Genomic DNA, 17,777 nt, shown 5'->3' with positions numbered 1-17,777 from the left:
GGGTCGGCGCGCCCGTTGAGGGACGCCCGCATACCGGAGCCGCGCACTGCCGAACCAGCGAAATCTGTTGCGCCACACCGCTCAGACCCGACTCACCCGATCAATCACGGTGCACCGCTGCACAGTCAGGACAGGTTCCGTAGAGGTCGAGCTGATGGTTCAGGTCGGTGTAACGGTATCGGTGCGCAACATGTTCGGTGTGGTCCTCGAGCGCGTCGAGGGTGAATTGCTCTGCGCGACCGCAGATTCGACACAGCAGGTTGTGGTGGTGGCCGGTGCTGTCGTTCAGCCGGTAGAGCAATTCGCCGTCCTCGGCACGCTGGGTCTCGACCACCTGCTGCTCGGCGAACTGATGCAGGATGCGGTAGACGCTGGTCAGCCCGACCCGCACGGTGGCAAGCAATTCGGCGTGCAATTGCTGGGCACTGCGGAAACGATCGGTGCGCCGCAGCAGATCCAGCAATGCGCGCTGCCGCGGCGTCGAGCGCCGGTGCCTGGGTTCAGGGGATCGAATGTCCTGGGACGGCATGGGCTCCAACTCGGTATCGTCGGAATCGGTCGAAGACGAGTGCGGCGAGGTAGCAGGACGCGGCGACGGTGGTAATGGTGAAACCGGCCGGAGCCGCCGGAATCGCATAGGAGAGCGTGACACCCGCCCATACGGCCGCGGTGGCCAGCAGCGCGGATAGCCAGAATGCGGGCCATGGGCGATCGGTCAGGCGGGCGGCGGCGGCCGGCGGCGCGGCGAGCAGGCCGAGAACCACTACCGCACCGACCAATTGGGTCGCCTCGGCAACGGTCGCGCCGACCAGGGCCAGAAACACCGCCCCCAGCAGCCGCACCGGAACACCCGCCGCCCGGGCCACCGCGGGATCGATGGTGGCGAACAGCAGCGGCCGTGCGATCCCGAGCAGCACCGCGACGGCCCCGAGCGCGATCAGCGCGGCCGTCACCGCGGCCGAGGCGCTGATCCCGAAGATGCTGCCGAACAGCACATTTGCGTTCGCATTGCCGTTACCGCCGCTGCGGTGGGTGGTGTAGTAGGTCAGGAACAGCACACCCAGACCCAACGCCCAGGAGAAGAACGAGCCGATCGCCACATCGTCGACGCCGCCGCGCGCACCACCGAATCCGAGTATCAGACCCGCGACCATCGTGGCGGCGAAAAGCCCTGCGTGCGGACTGATTCCGGCCGCCAGCGCCACCATCGCGCCGGTGTATGCGACATGGCCCAGTGCGTCTCCGGCGAAGACCTCGCCGCGCTGCACGACGAAATAGCCCGCCAGCCCGCACAGGATGGCCACGGCGGTGCCCGCGATCAGCGCATGATCGATGAACGGGTGCGCGAGCATGGTGGTGACAGCGGTCATGCCGTCACCTCCGCGCCCCGCCCGACGGCTGGGTCCGGCGCCCGCCGATCGAGCACTCGCCGCACACCCGCGCACAGCAGGTAGCAGCCGAAAGCGAAAGTGCTGACCCAGAATCCGATCGGATACGGCGAGTAGTACGCGAAGGCCATACCCGCCCATGTCACGGCGAGCGCGATCCCGATCGCGGCCGCGACGCCGATGCCCGGATGTCCGGTGAGCTGGTGCGCCGCAGCTGCCGGGGCCACCAGCAGTGCGAAAACCAGCAGGCTGCCGGTGACCTGACTGGTGCCCGCCGCCGCGACACCGAGCAGCACCAGGAATATCGCCCCGACAAGCCGCACCGGAACCCCTTGCGCGGCAGCAGCTTCCGCATCGATCGAGGCCCACAACAGTGGCCTGCCCAGCAGTACGAGCACCAGTACGCACGGTACGGCGGCGATGAGCAGCATGGTGACCTGCGCGTCGGTGACACCGGCGATGGTGCCGAACAGCAGATTCGTCAGGCCCGACAGAAAGCCCTTGTAGAGACTCACGAACAGCATCCCGGCCGCCAGCGCGAAGGCCTGCACGACGCCGATGACCGCCGACCGCTCGCCGCCGCGTGACCGGGTCGTGCCCGGTAGCGCCGCGATGATGAAGGCCGCGCCGGCGCACGCCGCGAAATACCCTGCGCCGGTAGATAATCCGAGCCAGGTAGCCGCCGCGGCACCGGGAAACCCGACCACCGCCATGGTGTGCCCCGCGAAGCTTTCCCGGCGCAGCACCATGACCCAGCCGACGGCTCCGGCCACGATCGCGACGATGCTGCCCGCGCGCACCGCGTTCACCATGAACGGATAGGACAGCATCTCCCGCACGTCCTGCGCCACATTCCAAGTGGCTACCGGATTCATCGGTCCTGCCTCGCAACGGGATCCGACAGATCATGGCCTGCCGGGACATCGGGTTGGCCGACCACCACCAGGCGGCCTGTGCTGTCGCGCAACACCTCGATCGGGATGCCGTACAGCGCGCTGAGCCGCTCGCCGCTGATCACTTCCTCGGGCGGACCGCTCAAAACCGTTCCGCGCGCAACATATACGAGGCGGTCGAGGTAGGGCAGGATCGGGTTCACGTCATGGGCGACCATCAGCACCGTCACCCCTTCGCTGCGGCAGATGTCGCGAATCAAGGCACTGATTCCGGCCTGGCTGGGTACGTCGAGGCTGTCCAGCGGTTCGTCGAGCAGCAGCAGGCGCGGGTGGCGGACCAGCGCCTGGGCGATCAGCAGTCGCTGCTGCTCACCGCCGGAGCACGCACCGATCGGCCGGTGGGCGTACGCATTCGCGCCTACCACCTCGATCACCTCGCGCAGGCGGCGCTGCTGAGCCCTGAATCGTTGCGGCGCAAGCAGTTTCGATAGCCAGGGGATCGGCGTGCCCCAGCGTGCCCCGTCCAGACCCAACCGCACGATGTCGATGCCGCGGATGCGCACGCTCGCGTCGAAGGCCCGCCGCTGCGGCAGATATCCGATACCGGCGTTGCGGCGGCCCGGCTTGCCGCCCAGCACCTCGATCGTGCCCGCCACCATGGGCGTCAATCCGAGAATCGCCTTCAGCAGTGTGGATTTCCCGGCGCCGTTGGGACCGAGTACGGCGACGAACTGCCCGGGTTCCACCTCCAGGGACACCTCGGACCAGATTCGCTTGCCACCGACCACCGCCGCGGCCCCCCGCATACGGACCACAGAGGACCGGACCGGCGGGCGGGCCGCGATCTCGTTCATCGCGACCCTCGTCTCCATGTCGGTCATCTACTTGCCGGTCGCCCTGTGCAGCGCGTCTGCCAACGCCTGCAACTGGCCGGACTGCCAATCCTGGAACGTCGCGTCGGCCGGGGCAAGGGTCTCGGTCACCGTGGAGACCTCGATGCCCTGCTTCTTGGCCGCGTCCACCTGGGCTTGCACATCCGGGGTGCTGTTCTGACTGTTGTAGATGTAGACCTTCAGCGCCTTGGTCGCGATCTGCTGATCGATGGCCGCCTTGTCGGCGGGCGAGGGATCGGTGCCCTCACTGATCGCCTTCAAGAACGATGCGGGAGTAATGAGGTTGAGCCCCAACGCATCCGACAGCGGCGAGAAGATCGATTCGCTCGCCCCGACCGGGGTGCCCGCGTACTTGGTCTTGATATCGGAGATCAGACCCTTATATTTGGCGAGCGCGGTGCCGACGAATTTGCCGCGCTGATCGTCGAAGTACGCGGCGTCGGCCGGATCGGCCTTCTTGTAGTCGGCGGTGATCGCGTCGACGATCTTGGCGACCGAGTCGGGCGAGTACCACTGGTGCGGATTCCCGTCATCGGGCACACCGAGTTGCTTGCCGACGGTGAGCTCGAGCCGATCCTTGCCCGGATTGGCCGCCAGCAACTTGTCCGCCCACGCGTCGTAGCCGATTCCGTTGCCGATGAACACCTTCGCATCCGCCACCGTGCGCGCATCGGCCGGCGACGGCTCGTAATCGTGTGGATCGGTCGCCGGATTGGCGATGATGCTGGTCTCGTGCACCTTGTCACCGCCCAACTGGGCCGCGATGCTGCCCCAGGCGTTGATCGTCGCCACCACCTCGAGCTTGCCGCCCGAGGACTCCGGCGAGTTGGACGACGTGCTGCACGCCGTCACCCCCGCTGCCAGTGCCGACGCGCACACCGCCGCCACCATCACGCGTTTACCGAAAACCGAACCAGCCACCCTGCAACCCTCATCGGATCTTGAAACTGAAAACCATTTCTATCAAGGTAACAGACCGGCCGCTGGCGTACCAGTCGAGAATCCGCACCGGCGTCGACGAAGACCTCACGCCCGATAGTGATTGAGCCGGTAGTGCCCGAACCGCTGGCGGAATATCAGGCCGGCGGCTCGCAGGCCGATACGCTGCGGCAATGACACCCGATCGCGCATGCGGGCCGGCAAACGGGACAGATCACCCGAGACCAGCAGTCGCCAGCCGGGCTCCCAGCCTTCGACCTCCGCAGGATCGTCACAGGCCCAACGCATCCGAGCCGACACCTTTCCGAGGGCGTCGTGGCTGTCCTGATGGTCGATCATCCAGCGGCCGATCGTGTCCATCGCGAGATCCGCGCCGGGAAAGTTCTCCGCGATGAGCGTGAGAGCGCGCCGGACCTGAGGCTCCTCCAGATAGACGAGCACCCCCTCCGAGATGAAGAAGTACGGTCCCGGAAGGGTTTTCACCGTTTCGATCCAGCTGTCGTCCAAAACCGACGCCGCGATCATGCGCCGCCGATCGGATTCGGCGAAGAACTCCGAGCGCAGCGCCATGGCATCGGGCAGGTCGAGGTCGACCCAGTGCAGGCGGCCGTTGTCGACCCGCTCGAACCGCGTATTCAGCCCGGCCCCGATCTCGACGACCATGCCATCGGGGTGCCGCTCCAGGAAATCGAGCACCCACGCGTCGATGATGCTGGTGCGCACCACGGTTCCGAACAGACTGCGCCCGCCGTCGAATCGGCTGAAGTCGTAATCGATGGCCCGGACCATCTCCACGGCCTTGGGATCACGCAGAATCGGACGGGGCCTGCCGGTCTCGACGGCCCTGCCATAGAGCGGAATGAGCAGCGTTTCCTGAATCTCGCCCAGCTGTGCGGCATCGCTCGCCATACCCGAACTCCTTATTGGTATAGATTTTCAATAAGGGTACTCGGCAAGCCACCGGTCGCGACAAGGCTTTTTATGGAGCCCGAAAGGTCCCGCCTTTGGCGGCTGTCCGCCGAACTCACCGGCATCGACGCTCTGAGTTAACAGTACGAGGCTATGGTTCAGCGCGGTTGCGGTGCTCGCGCACGCGGTCAAGTCGGTTGAATGGATCGAGCAGGCCGAACCCCACACGGCAACGAGACATCTCCGATGATCTCGCGTAGATCGTCGTTCCTGCCAGATCCGATCAGCCCACTCGCCGGACTTCTGTCGATGTTCCGCCAGCCGCCTGGGCAGGTATGCACTATACGACTAGCGGCGTGCACGTGCGTTCCATCGCCGACTTCACCCGGCCACTACGGTTTGAGCTGTTGCACGACTCGCCACCGACGTCAAGCCACGCAACGATCAGCCATATCGGATCCGGCAGGCAACGGCGCCTGTCGGATGCGCTCTGTCATCTTGTGCCACCCGAGTCCAGTCCGGCTGAGCTCGGGCGGCGCAGCGGCTCGTGGTCGATGCCGCAGGACGATGTCTCGATACCGGACAGGAGGTCGGCCGGGTCCCCGCGACCAAGGCCCTGCAGGTAAATTCATCGACTCGGCGACCCCACCAGGTGCGCGAGATCGTCGTCACAGCTTCGCGCCCTGCGCGGTCTGCCGCCATTCACGTGGCGTCATACCGAAGGTGACACGGAAGCGGCGGGTGAAGTGCGAGGCGTCGCGGAATCCGTACTGCTGCGCAATGACCGCGATGGGCCGATGCTGGTGCTGCGGGCTGATGAGCTCACGGCGGACACGCTGGAGGCGTTGGTCGATAATCCATTGGTGCAGACTGAAATTCGCGTCGGCACACAGCTTGTACAGATAGCGCAGCGAGATATGGTGCGCGCGGGCGATCCGACCAGGAGAAAGGTCCGGATCGGCCAGGTGCCGGTCGATGTACTCGCGAATCTGCAGGACCAGGATATCGGCGGGCAACCGCGTCCCGTCCCCGTTGCGAACCGCGTCGGAAGTCAGCAGCGCCCGCACCAAATCTATACAGGCCTCGCCGAGTTCCGTTGCGGCGGGATCGGTTTCGAGGGCATCGGCCGAACGGGCCATCAACGCGATACTGCTCGCAACCAACGACTGAATCGGGCTGACCGACAGCGGCCCCACCGCCCGACGGATGGTCTCCACCGAAACACCGAGCGAATCCAGCGGAACCAGCAAGGTGAACGCTTCACCGCCACACCAGTCGACCTCGAAAGGCTGATTCAAGTCGACCACATAGACGTGTGCGGGCTCGATCCACTGCTGATCGCCGTCCAACGTCCATTGCACAGTGCTGGTCGGCGAGACGACGAGCAGCAACGACGATGCCGGTGACACCCTGATCAGCCGCGGTGTGCGCTCGCCCCGGTATCCCGCGCTACGGATGCTGACCAGATCCGCACTACCCAACCGCCAAGCTTCGATGCGACCGTGCACGGCGCGCCCGGCGTCGGGGAATGCGATCCGCGAAGGCGCATGGGTCTGCACGATGGCCTCCGCCATCAGCTCCGCCCGGAGACCCTCTTCGACTGTATCTGTATCGAGCACAATTGCCATCTCGTTCCTTCCGAGAGGTAATTGCGTTGCCGCACTAACGATTCGGTCGGCTTGTTGCACCAATGGACCAGCGACGTGCACAACGAGTCGATTTGGTCGTCGGCGAACCCGATAGCTTCCAGTTTAACGCAAATTCCAGGCAGTCAAAGGGCCGATCTATGTCACCGTGCGAGTCTTGGATCAAATATCAATTGTGGCAATGGTTTCGGTTACGACGGATCGGTGGTCCGAGGATTCGGACGCAGTGCGAGATGACCGGGCCGTACCAGCCGTGCTTCACGATCATGCATAACGCCCGGTCTGGATGAGCACACGGGCCCAGCGGTTCCCCCGTGTATGTGTCGCAAAAGACCAGTTGGGTGTCGAGTCTCTCGGAGCCCCGCGCAGTATCGAATTCGTCTCTCCGACAGGGAAAGAAGTAATGCGATGACCTCAACTACGAAGATTGTTTCTTCCCCCATCAATCACCGGCCTTCCGAGATTCTTGCGTATGCCCGAACAACTGCAGAACTTGGTTTACGGGCGGCTGCGGATTCCCTGCCAGAGCCCTTACTACGAATGGCCGGTTACCACTTCGGTTGGTGGGATGTGCACGGCGAACCCGTACCGGGAAGGGCGGGAAAGCTTTTGCGGCCAGGGCTGGCGATGGGCGCCTGCATGGCGTGCGGAGGCACACCCGAGTCGGCTACACCTGCCGCGGTGGCGGCCGAGCTGATCCACAACTTCACCCTGATTCACGACGATGTGATGGACGGCGATGCCACCCGTCGTGGCCGACCGACTGTATGGGCGATGTGGGGATTGCCCGCTGCTGTCCTGCTCGGGGATGCTTTGCACGCCTTGGCAGCTGAAGTGCTGGCCGCGCGGCTTCCGGCCGTCGTCGTCGGCCCAGCGCTCGACCGGCTCGAATCAACGGTGATCGAACTCTGCCGCGGACAGCACGAAGACTGCGCAGCCGTCCACGAGCGGCAGCCCACGATCGAAGACTGCGAGCGTACGGCGATGGGCAAGACCGGAGCATTGATGGGCTGCGCCTGCACGCTCGGGGCATTGTGCGCCGGCGCGGATGAAGCGACCGTGACGTTGATGGACAGGTTCGGGCGTGAACTCGGTCTGGCCTTCCAACTCATCGACGATCTCCACGGTATCTGGGGAGATCCGACGGTCAGCGGCAAACCCGCCGAGGATCTGGCCCGCCGAAAGTACACCCTCCCCGTCGTCGCCGCACTGCGGTCGGGCACCACGGCCGCCGCGGAACTGAATCAGCTCTATCTTCGCTCAGATCCGTTGTCCTCGAACGAGATCGCCCATGCCGCGAAGCTGATCGAAGCGGCCGGCGCACGTGGCTGGACACAGAGACAAGCCGATCAGCGAATCGAAAACGCCCTGCGCGGCCTTCCTGCACAACTGGCGAGCGCCGATCTCGAAGCGCTGGCTCGACTCGTCGGTCACCGAAATCTGTAACGCACCACCCACATTGCGCACTCGATCACACCTACGGCAGACAAAACCTCCATCCCCGCAACCTGAAAGGCCAATACCATGACCGCACAGCCGGACACCGCCACCCAGCAGCCCGACCTTCCCCCCGAGCAAGCCCTACAGCTGTCGCTCAGCACCAGCGCCGCCCGCAATCTCGCCACGACCACCAAAACTCCGCCACAGATGGCCGGTGTCACCTCGCGCTGGCTGCTGCGCGAGCTGCCATGGGTGTCAGTGACCAGCGGCACCTATCGGGTCAACCGCCGGCTCACGCTGCGACGCGGCCGGGGGCGGGTCTCCTTCATCCAGACCGGAGCCGACGTCCGGGTCGTTCCGGAAACACTCAGCGAGATCCCGATCCTGCACGGCTACCAGGACATGGACGTTCTCGATCGCATTGCGCAGCTGCTGGAGCCACGCGAATTCGCCGCAGGCGACACGATTGTCGAAGAGGGACAGCCGGTACAAGAGTTGTTTCTCCTCGCGCACGGGCGCCTCGAACGGATCACAACCGGCAGTTACGGCGATGCCGAGTTGCTCGGAGTATTGACCGATGGCGACCATCTCGGTGACGAGGCCGTGCTGCAGACCGATCCACTGTGGACTGCCAGTGTGCGAGCCGCTACATCGGGCACCCTGCTGGTACTGCCGTGGAGCGCGTACACCGAACTGTGTGAGCAGTCGGCCAGTCTTCGCGATCATCTGGCGGCATTCATGTCGAATGCCAACCGGCGGGTCAACTCCAAGGGTGAGGCTGTCATCGACCTCTCCTCCGGGCACCAGGGCGAGCCCTCGATCCCGGGCACATACGTGGATTACGAGCTGAGCCCCCGCGAATACGAATTGTCTTTGGCACAAACCGTTCTGCGGGTGCACACTCGGGTGGCGGATCTGTTCAACGACCCGATGAACCAGGTCGAACACCAACTGCGCTTGACGATCGAGGAGATCCGCGAGAAGCAGGAGTGGGAACTGGTCAACAATCGCGAATTCGGATTGCTCTACAACGCCAGCTACGACCAGCGCTGCGCCACGCACTCCGGGCCGCCGACCCCCGACGACATGGATGAATTGCTGTCGATGCGGCGCGGCACCAACTTACTGTTCGCACACCCCAAAGCCATCGCGGCATTCGCCCGCGAATGCAATTGTCGCGGACTGGTCCCGGAAATGACCGATGTGGGCGGCCGGCGCATGGTGTCCTGGCGCGGAGTTCCGTTGTTCCCGCTGCCGAAAATCCCCGTCACCGACACCCAGACCACCTCGATCATCGCCATGCGCACCGGGGAGGACAACCAGGGTGTCGTGGGATTGCGCCCGGCTCTCATTCCCGATCAGGTCGACCCGGGCCTGAATGTGCGGTTCATGGGCGTCGACGAGCACGCCATCATGTCCTACCTGATCACCGCCTACTTCTCCGTGGCAATCCTGGTTCCCGACGCCGTAGGAATCATGGAACACGTCAACGTCGCCGCCCCACGCCGATAGCAGCCGAATCCGCCAGGAGGCAACGATGTTCAGCCACCGGACAGTGCTGCTCGCAGCGCCACGATCCTTCTGCGCCGGCGTGGAGCGGGCCATCGAGACCGTCGAGCGGCTCTTGAACGCACCGGGCCGGTGCGCACCGGTCTACGTTCGCAAACAGATCGTCCACAACACCCATGTGATCAACCACTTGGCCGCCCGCGGTGCGATGTTCGTCGACGAGCTCGACGACGTACCCGTCGGAGCCACCGTGGTCTTCTCCGCCCATGGCGTCTCGCCCGCCGTGCGTGCGCGGGCACGCGAGCGAAACCTGACCGTCGTCGACGCCACCTGCCCGCTGGTCACGAAGGTGCACACCGAAGCACGCCGCTTCGCCGCCCGCGGCGACACGATCGTTCTGATCGGCCACGCCGGACACGAGGAAGTCGACGGCACCTTCGGTGAAGCCCCGGCCGCGACGGTGATCATCGACAGTCCCGCCGCGGCCACCGCACTCGAGGTGGCCGACGACCACAAGGTGTCCTATTTGACGCAGACAACTCTCTCGCTCGAGGAAACCGAAGCAACGATAACGGCTCTGCGACACCGTTTCCCGCAGCTGCGGGGCCCGGCGACCGACGATATCTGCTACGCGAGCACAAATCGCCAACGGGCAGTGGAGGCCGTCGCCGCTCGCAGCGATGTCGTCCTGGTGGTGGGCTCGGCCAATTCCTCCAACTCCCAGCGAATGGTCGATGTGGCCCACCGCCACGGCATCCCGGCCCATCTCATCGACGACGCCTCCGCAATCGAGGACGCGTGGATCGACGACGCCGAAGTCATCGGACTCTCCGCCGGTGCATCGGCGCCGTCCACGCTGGTGCACGAGGTGATCGACGCGTTGCGGCGCCGCGGTCCGCTCACCGTCGAAGAGATCGTCACCGCCACCGAGAACCTCGTTTTCGCGGCACCATCAGCGGTGCGGAGGCGATCATGACCGTCTCCACACCGCTGACCATCGAGATCGCCTGTGTCACAGGCGATCCAGCGAAACAGGTCGTCGACTCACCTGAGGAGTTGCGATTACTGCCTGTCGATCAACTGCCGCAACTGGCCGCGGCGATTCGAACATTGCTCCTGGACACCGTGTTGACGGTGGGCGGGCATCTTGGCCCCAATCTGGGCGTGGTCGAACTGACCATCGCGTTGCATCGGGTGTTCGATTCGCCGCGCGATACCTTGTTGTTCGACACCGGTCATCAGACCTACGTGCACAAAATCCTGACCGGGCGCGGGCCCTCGTTCGCGCAGACTTTGCGTCAATCCGGCGGGCTGTCCGGCTATCCGAACCGCGATGAGTCACCACACGACGTCATCGAGAACAGTCACGCCTCGACCGCGCTCAGCTATGCCGACGGCATCGCCAAAGCCCACGCCCTGCAAGAGCAGGACGATCGTGCGGTCGTCGCGGTCGTCGGTGACGGGGCCCTCACCGGCGGTCTGGCGTTCGAGGCGCTGAACAATATCGGCGCCGCACCGAAGCGCCCGGTTATCGTCGTACTCAACGACAATGGGCACTCCTATGCACCGACCGAGGGTGCGCTGGCCGCACACCTGCATCGCCTTCGCACCGACCGGCCCACAGGAGTAGCCACACCGGCACTACCCACGGTCTTCGAGGATCTCGGGCTCGTTTACATCGGGCCGGTGGACGGACACGACTTCTCCGCCCTCGAATCCGCGCTACGCAGAGCACGCGCGCTGCGACGGCCAGTGGTCGTGCACGTGATCACTGTCAAGGGCCGGGGCTACCCGCCGGCGTGCGCGGATCCCGAGCGCATGCACACGACAGGAGCCCGACGCTCCCCCGGTACCCCACCGGCGCCGCAAGCCTGGACGCAGGTGTTCGCCGACACCCTGGTCGACATCGGTAGCCGCCGAACCGATGTCGTGGCCATCACTGCCGCGATGCCCGGACCCACCGGACTGGCCCGATTCGCGAAGCGATTCCCCCAGCGCTGCTTCGATGTCGGCATCGCCGAACAGCACGCGGTGGCCAGCGCGGCCGGACTCGCCACCGCGGGCCTGCACCCGGTGGTGGCGGTCTACTCGACCTTCCTCAACCGCGCGTTCGACCAAGTGCTCCTCGACGTGGCCTTGCACCGGCTACCGGTTACCTTTGTCCTCGACCGCGCCGGAGTCACCGGCCCGGACGGGCCGAGCCACCACGGAATGTGGGACCTCACCCTGCTCGGCGTGGTGCCCGGCCTGCGCGTGGCCGCACCACGAGACACCACTCGTCTCCGCGAGCTGCTGGCCGAGGCCGTCGCCGACGACAGCGGCCCGACCGCCGTGCGGTTTCCGAAAGCCTCCGCCGGCCCGGACATCACCGCACTCGAACGATTTCAGGGTATCGATCTGCTCCACCGCGACACGCGCTGGGACGTCCTGCTGGTAGGTATCGGGCCCCTGGCCAGCGAGTGCCTCGAGGCGGCGCGGCGACTGGACGAGCACGGCATCGGCACCACCGTCATCGATCCCCGCTGGGTACTACCGGTGTCGGATCTGATGATCGGAGCCTGCCTGCGCTACCGGATGATCGCGGTCGCCGAGGACAACACCGCAGCCGGCGGCGTCGCCTGCGCGCTGCAACGTGCGCTCACCGACGCGGGTGCACGCATCCCGGTACGCGGACTCGGTCTGGCACACCGATTCCTCGGACACGGCGAGCGTGGCGCACTCCTCGCCGAGGCAGGGCTGACAGGAGAAGGAATCGCCGACTCCGTGGTGTCGGCCTACCGCGAACTCGCGCACGAACAGGAGGGCGCATCATGACCGTCAGTCTCCCCGAATTGGCGCTCGCCCTGCCCGCACGTCGCGTGTCGCGGCGGCTGACCATCGGCTCGGTGCCTGTCGGTGGTGGCGCCCCGATCTCGGTGCAGACCATGACCACCACCCGCACCGCCGATATCGACGCCACGCTCCAGCAGATCGCCGCAGTGACCGCTGCGGGCTGCGATATCGTCCGCGTCGCGGTACCCACCCCCGACGACGCCGCCGCACTGACCACGATCGTGACCAAATCACCGCTACCGGTCATCGCCGACATCCACTTCCAGCCGCGCTACGTCTTCGCCGCCATCGACGCAGGCTGCGCAGCGGTACGCGTGAATCCAGGCAATATCCGGGAATTCGACGACCGGGTCGGCGAGATCGCCCGCGCCGCGGCCGCGGCCGGAACACCGATCCGAGTGGGCGTCAACGCTGGATCCCTCGATCCACGCATGCTGGCCCGCCACGGCGGCCCGACCGCCGAGGCGCTCGTGGATTCCGCCCTGCATGAAGCGGCACTATTCGAGGAACACGGCTTCCGCGACCTGAAAATCGCTGTCAAACACCATGATCCGCGCACCATGATCGCCGCGAACCGGCTGCTCGCGCAGCGCTGCGACTATCCGATCCACCTCGGCGTCACCGAGGCCGGACCGCTGCTGCGGGGCACCATCAAATCGGCGGTCGCCCTGGGAGTGCTGCTCACCGAAGGCATCGGCGACACCATCCGAGTCTCGATCTCCGAGCCCCCGGTCGAACAGGTCAAGGTGGGCAACCACATCTTGCAGTCGCTGGGACTGCGCCCGCGCGCATTGGAAATCGTGTCCTGCCCCGGCTGTGGACGCGTACAAGTCGACATCCACCGGCTCGCCGCCCGCGTCGAAGCCGCCTTCGAAGACTTCCCGCACCCGCTGCGGATCGCGGTCATGGGGTGCGTGGTCAATGGTCCCGGCGAAGCCCGTGAAGCCGACCTGGGCGTGTCCTCGGGAAACGGCAAGGGACAGATCTTCGTCCAGGGCACGGTTGTTCGCACCGTTCCCGAAGACCGCATCGTCGACGCACTGCTCGAGGAAGCGCTCGCCCTGACCGAACACACTCAGCAGGAACAACATTCATAACCACAGCCGTCGCGGCGACACGACCTGACTCGCGAGGAGGCTAACCGTGCCCTATGTGATCACCCAAAACTGTTGCAACGACGCCAGCTGTATCAGCGCATGCCCCGTCGACTGCATCCGTCCGACACCCGACCAGCCCGAGTTCGCGACCGCCGAGATGTTGTACATCGACCCGGCCACCTGCATCGACTGCGGCAGCTGCGTACCGGCATGCCCGGTCGGCGCGATCTTCCCCGAGGACGATCTCACCGCACCGCTACGGCGCTACACCGACATCAACGCCGCCTACTTCCGGGACAACCCACTACACGCGGACATCAACGCACCCCTGCCCACCGCACCGCACCTGCCGCACGGGCACGAACGACTGCGAGTCGCAATCGTCGGATCCGGACCGGCGGCGAACTATGCGGCCCGCGCACTGCTCGCGAACACCGGCGTCGAGGTCGACCTCTTCGAAAAGCTGCCCACCCCAGGCGGACTCGTTCGCGCAGGCGTGGCACCCGACCACCCGGACACCAAGTCGATCGGTGACCGATTCGAAACCGAGCTCACGTCAGACGCTCTCGCGTATCACCTCAATATCACGGTGGGCGAACACATCCAGCCACACGAATTACTCGACTACCACCATGCTGTGATCTACGCGGTAGGTGCGGCGGCCGACCGCGAACTCGGGATTCCCGGCGAACAGTTGCCCGGCAGCCACTCCGCGACAGAGTTCATCGCCTGGTACAACGGCCACCCCGACTACACCGACCGCGTCTTCGACCTCTCCACCGAACGCGCCGTCGTCATCGGCAACGGCAACGTCGCCTTGGACCTGGCGAGGATACTGACTACGAACCCGGCCGATCTGGCCAGGACAGACATCGCCGACCACGCCCTGGACGCCCTGCGCCGCAGCCGGATTCGTGAAGTCGTCGTGCTCGGGCGGCGATCACCGCTGCAGGCGGCCTACACCGGCCCGGAACTGCTGGCTCTGTCGCAACTACCCGGTGTCGATGTGCAGATCGACCAGCGAGACCTGAAATCCGACGCCGTCGGCGCAGCCGAATTCGCGTCCACCGACCCGGCGGCGCCATTGAAATGGAGCCTCGCACAGGAATACGCACGTTCCCCCCGTGCCCTCGGCCATCGGCGCATCACGCTGCGTTACCTGTGCACCCCTGTTTCCCTGCGAGGCACGGACCGAGTGCGGGCAGTCGACTACGCACGCAATAACTTGGAATATCGCGATGGCGAAATCATCGCAATGCCCACCGGCAGCATCGAAACGATCGAGACCTCACTAGTGTTGCGCAGCATCGGGTATCGGGCACTCCCCGTTCCCGGGCTGCCGTTCGACGAACAACGGGGAGTGATACCCAACGATCACGGGCGGGTCCTCGACGCAGGCACAACAGTGCCAGGCACCTATGTCACGGGATGGATCAAACGCGGCCCCCACGGCGGCATCGGCATAAACCGCAACGACGCCGAGCAGACCGTCGCAGCCGTGTTCGCCGACTTCACCGCCGACCGGCTCCGCCCACCACGACAGGGCCGCGAAGCATTGATCAATCTACTGATCCGTCGCCAGCCGAATCTGATTGATCGCTCTGGCTGGCAAGCAATCGACACGACCGAGCGAGCCGCGGGCCGGGCCGGCGGCCGACCTCGCGTGAAGTTGACAGATCACGCCACGCTGGTGGCTGTGGCGCACGCCGACTCGGATGCAACTGCCGACGGGAGCAGGACATGAGCACCCGCCACGAGACGATCCGAGCCGACCGCTCCTTCCGTATGCCAGAACCCATCTGCCGCACCACGGCTCGTATCAATCCCAGTTATCCCACCATTTATGAGGACAACGCGACCTGGGTTCGTCGCTTTCTCCCCCTCGACGACTCGACGGCGATGTCGTGTCTGTTCGAACGGCGCTACCCCATGTTCGACGCAATGGTCTATCCGGCCGGTCTGCCCGATCGTGTCACCCATTCCTCGTGCATGACGTCATTGATGTTCGAGGTAGAGGACCTCGCGGTGCTCCAGCACGCGGCTTTCGGTGAGATCGCCGCCGACCGGACCGCCGATCACCCGTACGGGCCGGCGTTCACCGATATCTGGAAAACATTGCGAGACAACATGTCCCAGCCGGTTTTCCGGCGCTACCGGCAGGGCTGGCAGGACTGCTTCCGCGGCATCCTCGCCGAGAACGACTACACCGCCCGGGACGCGCTGCCCACGTTCGATATCTACCTCGATATCCGACAACTCAGTTTCGCCTACCGAGCGCAGCTGGCGTGCGGCGAATACGTACACGCGCTCGATCTGTCCGCGCTGATCGGTACCGACCCCGATCTCGAGCGAGCCGAGCGCGCGGCGATGCTGCACTCGTTGTTCGTCAACGATCTGCTGTCCTTCCGCAAGGAGTACACGGACGGAGAACTGTTCAATGTCGTGGCAGTGCTGATTCACAGCCACGACCAGCCACTGCAGACAGCGCTGGACATCACCGGTGAGCTCATCCGAACCGCGGACGCCGAGCTGGCAGCCGCGTGCGCAACGCTGCGGCGACGCTATCCGCTACTGCCACAGCTACAGCTGTACCTGGCCATGATGAATTCGATGTGCGCGGGGAATCTGCGCTGGTCGCTGGAAACAACCCGCTACCACGGCACCGGGTTCGGCTGGAACGGGTTGCGCCACGGCACCGTTGCCCTCGACCCCGATCGCACAATCCTCGAGCCGGTCGCCCCGAACGACCATGTCCGAACAACCATATCCGTTCCGAGTCTCCGGGACGCACCCGAGACAGCGAGGTTGCCATGACCATTACGCAGGCCCAACCGTCCACGGACCCTCTGGGGCAGATCGTCGCCCGGTCGCTGAGTACCGCGGCGGCCCGAAACCTGGCCAGCACGACCAAGACCCGGCCGCAAACGGCGGCCATCACCGACCGCTGGCTGCTCGACCAACTGCCGTGGGTCGAAGTTCCCGGCGGCGTCTATCGCGTCAACCGCAGGCTGGCCTTGCGGCCCAGCCGCGGTCGTCTCGCTTTCATCCAATCCGGGGCCGACGATATCCAGATCGTTCCCGAGTCCTTGATCCAAATCCCGGTGCTGCACGGCTACCGAAATGTGGACGTCCTGCGACAGATCGCCGCACGGTGCCGACCACGCACTATCGCCGCTGGTGAGGTGCTCATCCGACAAGGACAACCCGTCGAGTTCACACTGGGAATCGTCCACGGTCGTCTCGAACGGCTCGTCGCCGACTCGTATGGAATCGACCACGTGGTCGGAATCCTCACCGACGGTGACCATCTCGGCGAGGAAGCACTCCTACAACCCGAACCGACCTGGTCGGCGACGGTGCGTGCCGGCACCGCCAGCACCCTCGTCACCTGCCCCTGGGAAGACTTCCTCGAAATCTTCGAAGCCAACGCCGACCTCCGCGAACATCTTGCCGCGTTCATGACCAACGCCGCTTCACGAGTGAACTCCAAAGGTGAAGCCGTCATCGATGTCACCTCCGGCCACCACGGTGAATCCCCGGTGCCGGGAACATTCGTCGACTACGACGTCGGCCCCCGCGAATACGAACTGTCCCTGGCACAGTCGATCCTGCGCATCCATACCCGCGTGCTCGGTTTGTACAACCATCCGATGAACCAGTTCGACGAGCAGCTCCGGCTCACCATCGAGGAAATACGAGAACGTGGTGAATGGGAACTGATCAACAACCGTGATTTCGGACTGCTCCACAACGTTGACTACGACCAACGCCTCTCCACCCGATACGGCCCACCCACACCGGACGACATCGACAGCCTACTGTCCATCTGCCGAGACACCGACCTCATACTCGGCCACCCCCGAGCCATCGCCGCATTCCACCGCGAATGCAACCACCGCGGACTCATACCAGAAACCGTCAGCATCCACGGCCGACCCCTCACCGCCTGGGCGGGCGTCCCGTTCTTCCCATGCCCGCAGATACCGGTCACCGACACTCAAAGTTCATCGATTATCGCCCTCCGCACCGGTACCGAGAACCAAGGAGTCATCGGTCTGCACCAAACCGGGATCCCCAACGAATACGACGCCGGAATCACCGTGCAATTCATGGGTATCGACGATCACGCCATCGCCAGCTACCTGATCACCGGCAACTACTCTGCCGCAGTACTCGTACCCGACGCCATCGCACTGCTCGAACACGTCGACGTAGCAATGACCTAGGAGAA

General features: G+C 65.0%; 15 protein-coding genes. 8 read left to right on the top strand and 7 right to left on the bottom strand.

What is annotated here, in order from left to right:
* Positions 1-100 precede the first annotated feature (100 nt).
* The 7 genes from LGY53_RS14760 to LGY53_RS14730 form a co-directional block, all read right to left on the bottom strand.
* On the bottom strand, positions 101-529 hold the full coding sequence (locus tag LGY53_RS14760) for a Fur family transcriptional regulator (RefSeq protein ID WP_225727256.1): 429 nt from the start codon (positions 527-529) through the stop codon (positions 101-103).
* Positions 501-1,370 (bottom strand): metal ABC transporter permease, encoded by an 870-nt coding sequence (locus LGY53_RS14755; protein ID WP_225727255.1) that lies wholly within the window; start codon positions 1,368-1,370, stop codon positions 501-503. The genes LGY53_RS14760 and LGY53_RS14755 overlap by 29 nt, the downstream gene beginning before the upstream one ends.
* On the bottom strand, positions 1,367-2,263 hold the full coding sequence (locus LGY53_RS14750; protein ID WP_225727254.1) for a metal ABC transporter permease: 897 nt from the start codon (positions 2,261-2,263) through the stop codon (positions 1,367-1,369). The genes LGY53_RS14755 and LGY53_RS14750 overlap by 4 nt, the downstream gene beginning before the upstream one ends.
* Entirely contained in the window at positions 2,260-3,153 is an 894-nt protein-coding gene (locus LGY53_RS14745) for a metal ABC transporter ATP-binding protein (RefSeq protein WP_225727253.1), read from the bottom strand. The genes LGY53_RS14750 and LGY53_RS14745 overlap by 4 nt, the downstream gene beginning before the upstream one ends.
* Positions 3,154-3,162: 9 nt before the next feature.
* A complete protein-coding gene (locus tag LGY53_RS14740) occupies positions 3,163-4,095 on the bottom strand; it encodes a metal ABC transporter solute-binding protein, Zn/Mn family (protein ID WP_225727252.1) in 933 nt (310 codons plus the stop codon).
* A 105-nt stretch (positions 4,096-4,200) separates the two neighbouring features.
* The gene (locus tag LGY53_RS14735) at positions 4,201-5,022 is read right to left on the bottom strand and encodes a class I SAM-dependent methyltransferase (RefSeq protein WP_225727251.1); all 822 of its coding nucleotides are present in this window, start codon (positions 5,020-5,022) and stop codon (positions 4,201-4,203) included.
* Positions 5,023-5,690: 668 nt separating this feature from the next.
* On the bottom strand, positions 5,691-6,650 hold the full coding sequence (locus LGY53_RS14730) for a helix-turn-helix domain-containing protein (RefSeq protein ID WP_225727250.1): 960 nt from the start codon (positions 6,648-6,650) through the stop codon (positions 5,691-5,693).
* A gap of 336 nt (positions 6,651-6,986) precedes the next feature.
* Between LGY53_RS14730 and LGY53_RS14725 the strand changes: the two genes are divergently transcribed.
* The 8 genes from LGY53_RS14725 to LGY53_RS14690 all read left to right on the top strand — a co-directional run bounded on the left by LGY53_RS14725 (position 6,987) and on the right by LGY53_RS14690 (position 17,772).
* A complete protein-coding gene (locus tag LGY53_RS14725; RefSeq protein WP_308102892.1) occupies positions 6,987-8,114 on the top strand; it encodes a polyprenyl synthetase family protein in 1,128 nt (375 codons plus the stop codon).
* A 78-nt stretch (positions 8,115-8,192) separates the two neighbouring features.
* On the top strand, positions 8,193-9,620 hold the full coding sequence (locus LGY53_RS14720; RefSeq protein WP_374111183.1) for a family 2B encapsulin nanocompartment shell protein: 1,428 nt from the start codon (positions 8,193-8,195) through the stop codon (positions 9,618-9,620).
* 25 nt (positions 9,621-9,645) lie between these two features.
* Positions 9,646-10,593: a 4-hydroxy-3-methylbut-2-enyl diphosphate reductase gene (ispH, locus tag LGY53_RS14715; RefSeq protein WP_225727249.1), complete on the top strand. Its 948-nt coding sequence runs from the start codon at positions 9,646-9,648 to the stop codon at positions 10,591-10,593.
* Complete coding sequence (locus LGY53_RS14710; protein ID WP_225727248.1) at positions 10,590-12,431, top strand: 1-deoxy-D-xylulose-5-phosphate synthase; 1,842 nt, start codon at positions 10,590-10,592, stop codon at positions 12,429-12,431. Before ispH ends, LGY53_RS14710 begins: the two co-directional genes overlap by 4 nt.
* Positions 12,428-13,546, top strand: a complete 1,119-nt coding sequence (gene ispG / locus LGY53_RS14705; protein WP_225727247.1) for a flavodoxin-dependent (E)-4-hydroxy-3-methylbut-2-enyl-diphosphate synthase — start codon at positions 12,428-12,430, stop codon at positions 13,544-13,546. Before LGY53_RS14710 ends, ispG begins: the two co-directional genes overlap by 4 nt.
* A gap of 46 nt (positions 13,547-13,592) precedes the next feature.
* Positions 13,593-15,290, top strand: a complete 1,698-nt coding sequence (locus LGY53_RS14700) for an FAD-dependent oxidoreductase (RefSeq protein ID WP_225727246.1) — start codon at positions 13,593-13,595, stop codon at positions 15,288-15,290.
* Positions 15,287-16,360: a terpene synthase family protein gene (locus LGY53_RS14695; RefSeq protein WP_225727245.1), complete on the top strand. Its 1,074-nt coding sequence runs from the start codon at positions 15,287-15,289 to the stop codon at positions 16,358-16,360. The genes LGY53_RS14700 and LGY53_RS14695 overlap by 4 nt, the downstream gene beginning before the upstream one ends.
* Positions 16,357-17,772, top strand: coding sequence for a family 2B encapsulin nanocompartment shell protein (locus tag LGY53_RS14690; RefSeq protein WP_225727244.1), 1,416 nt, complete (start codon positions 16,357-16,359; stop codon positions 17,770-17,772). Before LGY53_RS14695 ends, LGY53_RS14690 begins: the two co-directional genes overlap by 4 nt.
* The last annotated feature ends 5 nt before the right edge of the window (positions 17,773-17,777 follow it).

Source organism: Nocardia sp. JCM 34519.1 (assembly GCF_020361265.1).
In the GTDB taxonomy this organism is placed as follows: domain Bacteria; phylum Actinomycetota; class Actinomycetes; order Mycobacteriales; family Mycobacteriaceae; genus Nocardia; species Nocardia arthritidis_A.
The sequence above is the reverse complement of the archived record's forward strand: the minus strand, read 5'-3'. Positions and strand labels throughout refer to the sequence as shown.

What these genes read in the sequence shown, in the direction of transcription:
- LGY53_RS14760 (WP_225727256.1), bottom strand. Translation starts at nt 529, where the DNA reads ATGCCGTCCCAGGACATTCGATCCCCTGAACCCAGGCACCGGCGCTCG.
- LGY53_RS14755 (WP_225727255.1), bottom strand. Translation starts at nt 1,370, where the DNA reads ATGACCGCTGTCACCACCATGCTCGCGCACCCGTTCATCGATCATGCG.
- LGY53_RS14750 (WP_225727254.1), bottom strand. Translation starts at nt 2,263, where the DNA reads ATGAATCCGGTAGCCACTTGGAATGTGGCGCAGGACGTGCGGGAGATG.
- LGY53_RS14745 (WP_225727253.1), bottom strand. Translation starts at nt 3,153, where the DNA reads ATGGAGACGAGGGTCGCGATGAACGAGATCGCGGCCCGCCCGCCGGTC.
- LGY53_RS14735 (WP_225727251.1), bottom strand. Translation starts at nt 5,022, where the DNA reads ATGGCGAGCGATGCCGCACAGCTGGGCGAGATTCAGGAAACGCTGCTC.
- LGY53_RS14730 (WP_225727250.1), bottom strand. Translation starts at nt 6,650, where the DNA reads ATGGCAATTGTGCTCGATACAGATACAGTCGAAGAGGGTCTCCGGGCG.
- LGY53_RS14725 (WP_308102892.1), top strand. Translation starts at nt 6,987, where the DNA reads ATGTGTCGCAAAAGACCAGTTGGGTGTCGAGTCTCTCGGAGCCCCGCG.
- LGY53_RS14720 (WP_374111183.1), top strand. Translation starts at nt 8,193, where the DNA reads ATGACCGCACAGCCGGACACCGCCACCCAGCAGCCCGACCTTCCCCCC.
- ispH (WP_225727249.1), top strand. Translation starts at nt 9,646, where the DNA reads ATGTTCAGCCACCGGACAGTGCTGCTCGCAGCGCCACGATCCTTCTGC.
- LGY53_RS14710 (WP_225727248.1), top strand. Translation starts at nt 10,590, where the DNA reads ATGACCGTCTCCACACCGCTGACCATCGAGATCGCCTGTGTCACAGGC.
- ispG (WP_225727247.1), top strand. Translation starts at nt 12,428, where the DNA reads ATGACCGTCAGTCTCCCCGAATTGGCGCTCGCCCTGCCCGCACGTCGC.
- LGY53_RS14695 (WP_225727245.1), top strand. Translation starts at nt 15,287, where the DNA reads ATGAGCACCCGCCACGAGACGATCCGAGCCGACCGCTCCTTCCGTATG.
- LGY53_RS14690 (WP_225727244.1), top strand. Translation starts at nt 16,357, where the DNA reads ATGACCATTACGCAGGCCCAACCGTCCACGGACCCTCTGGGGCAGATC.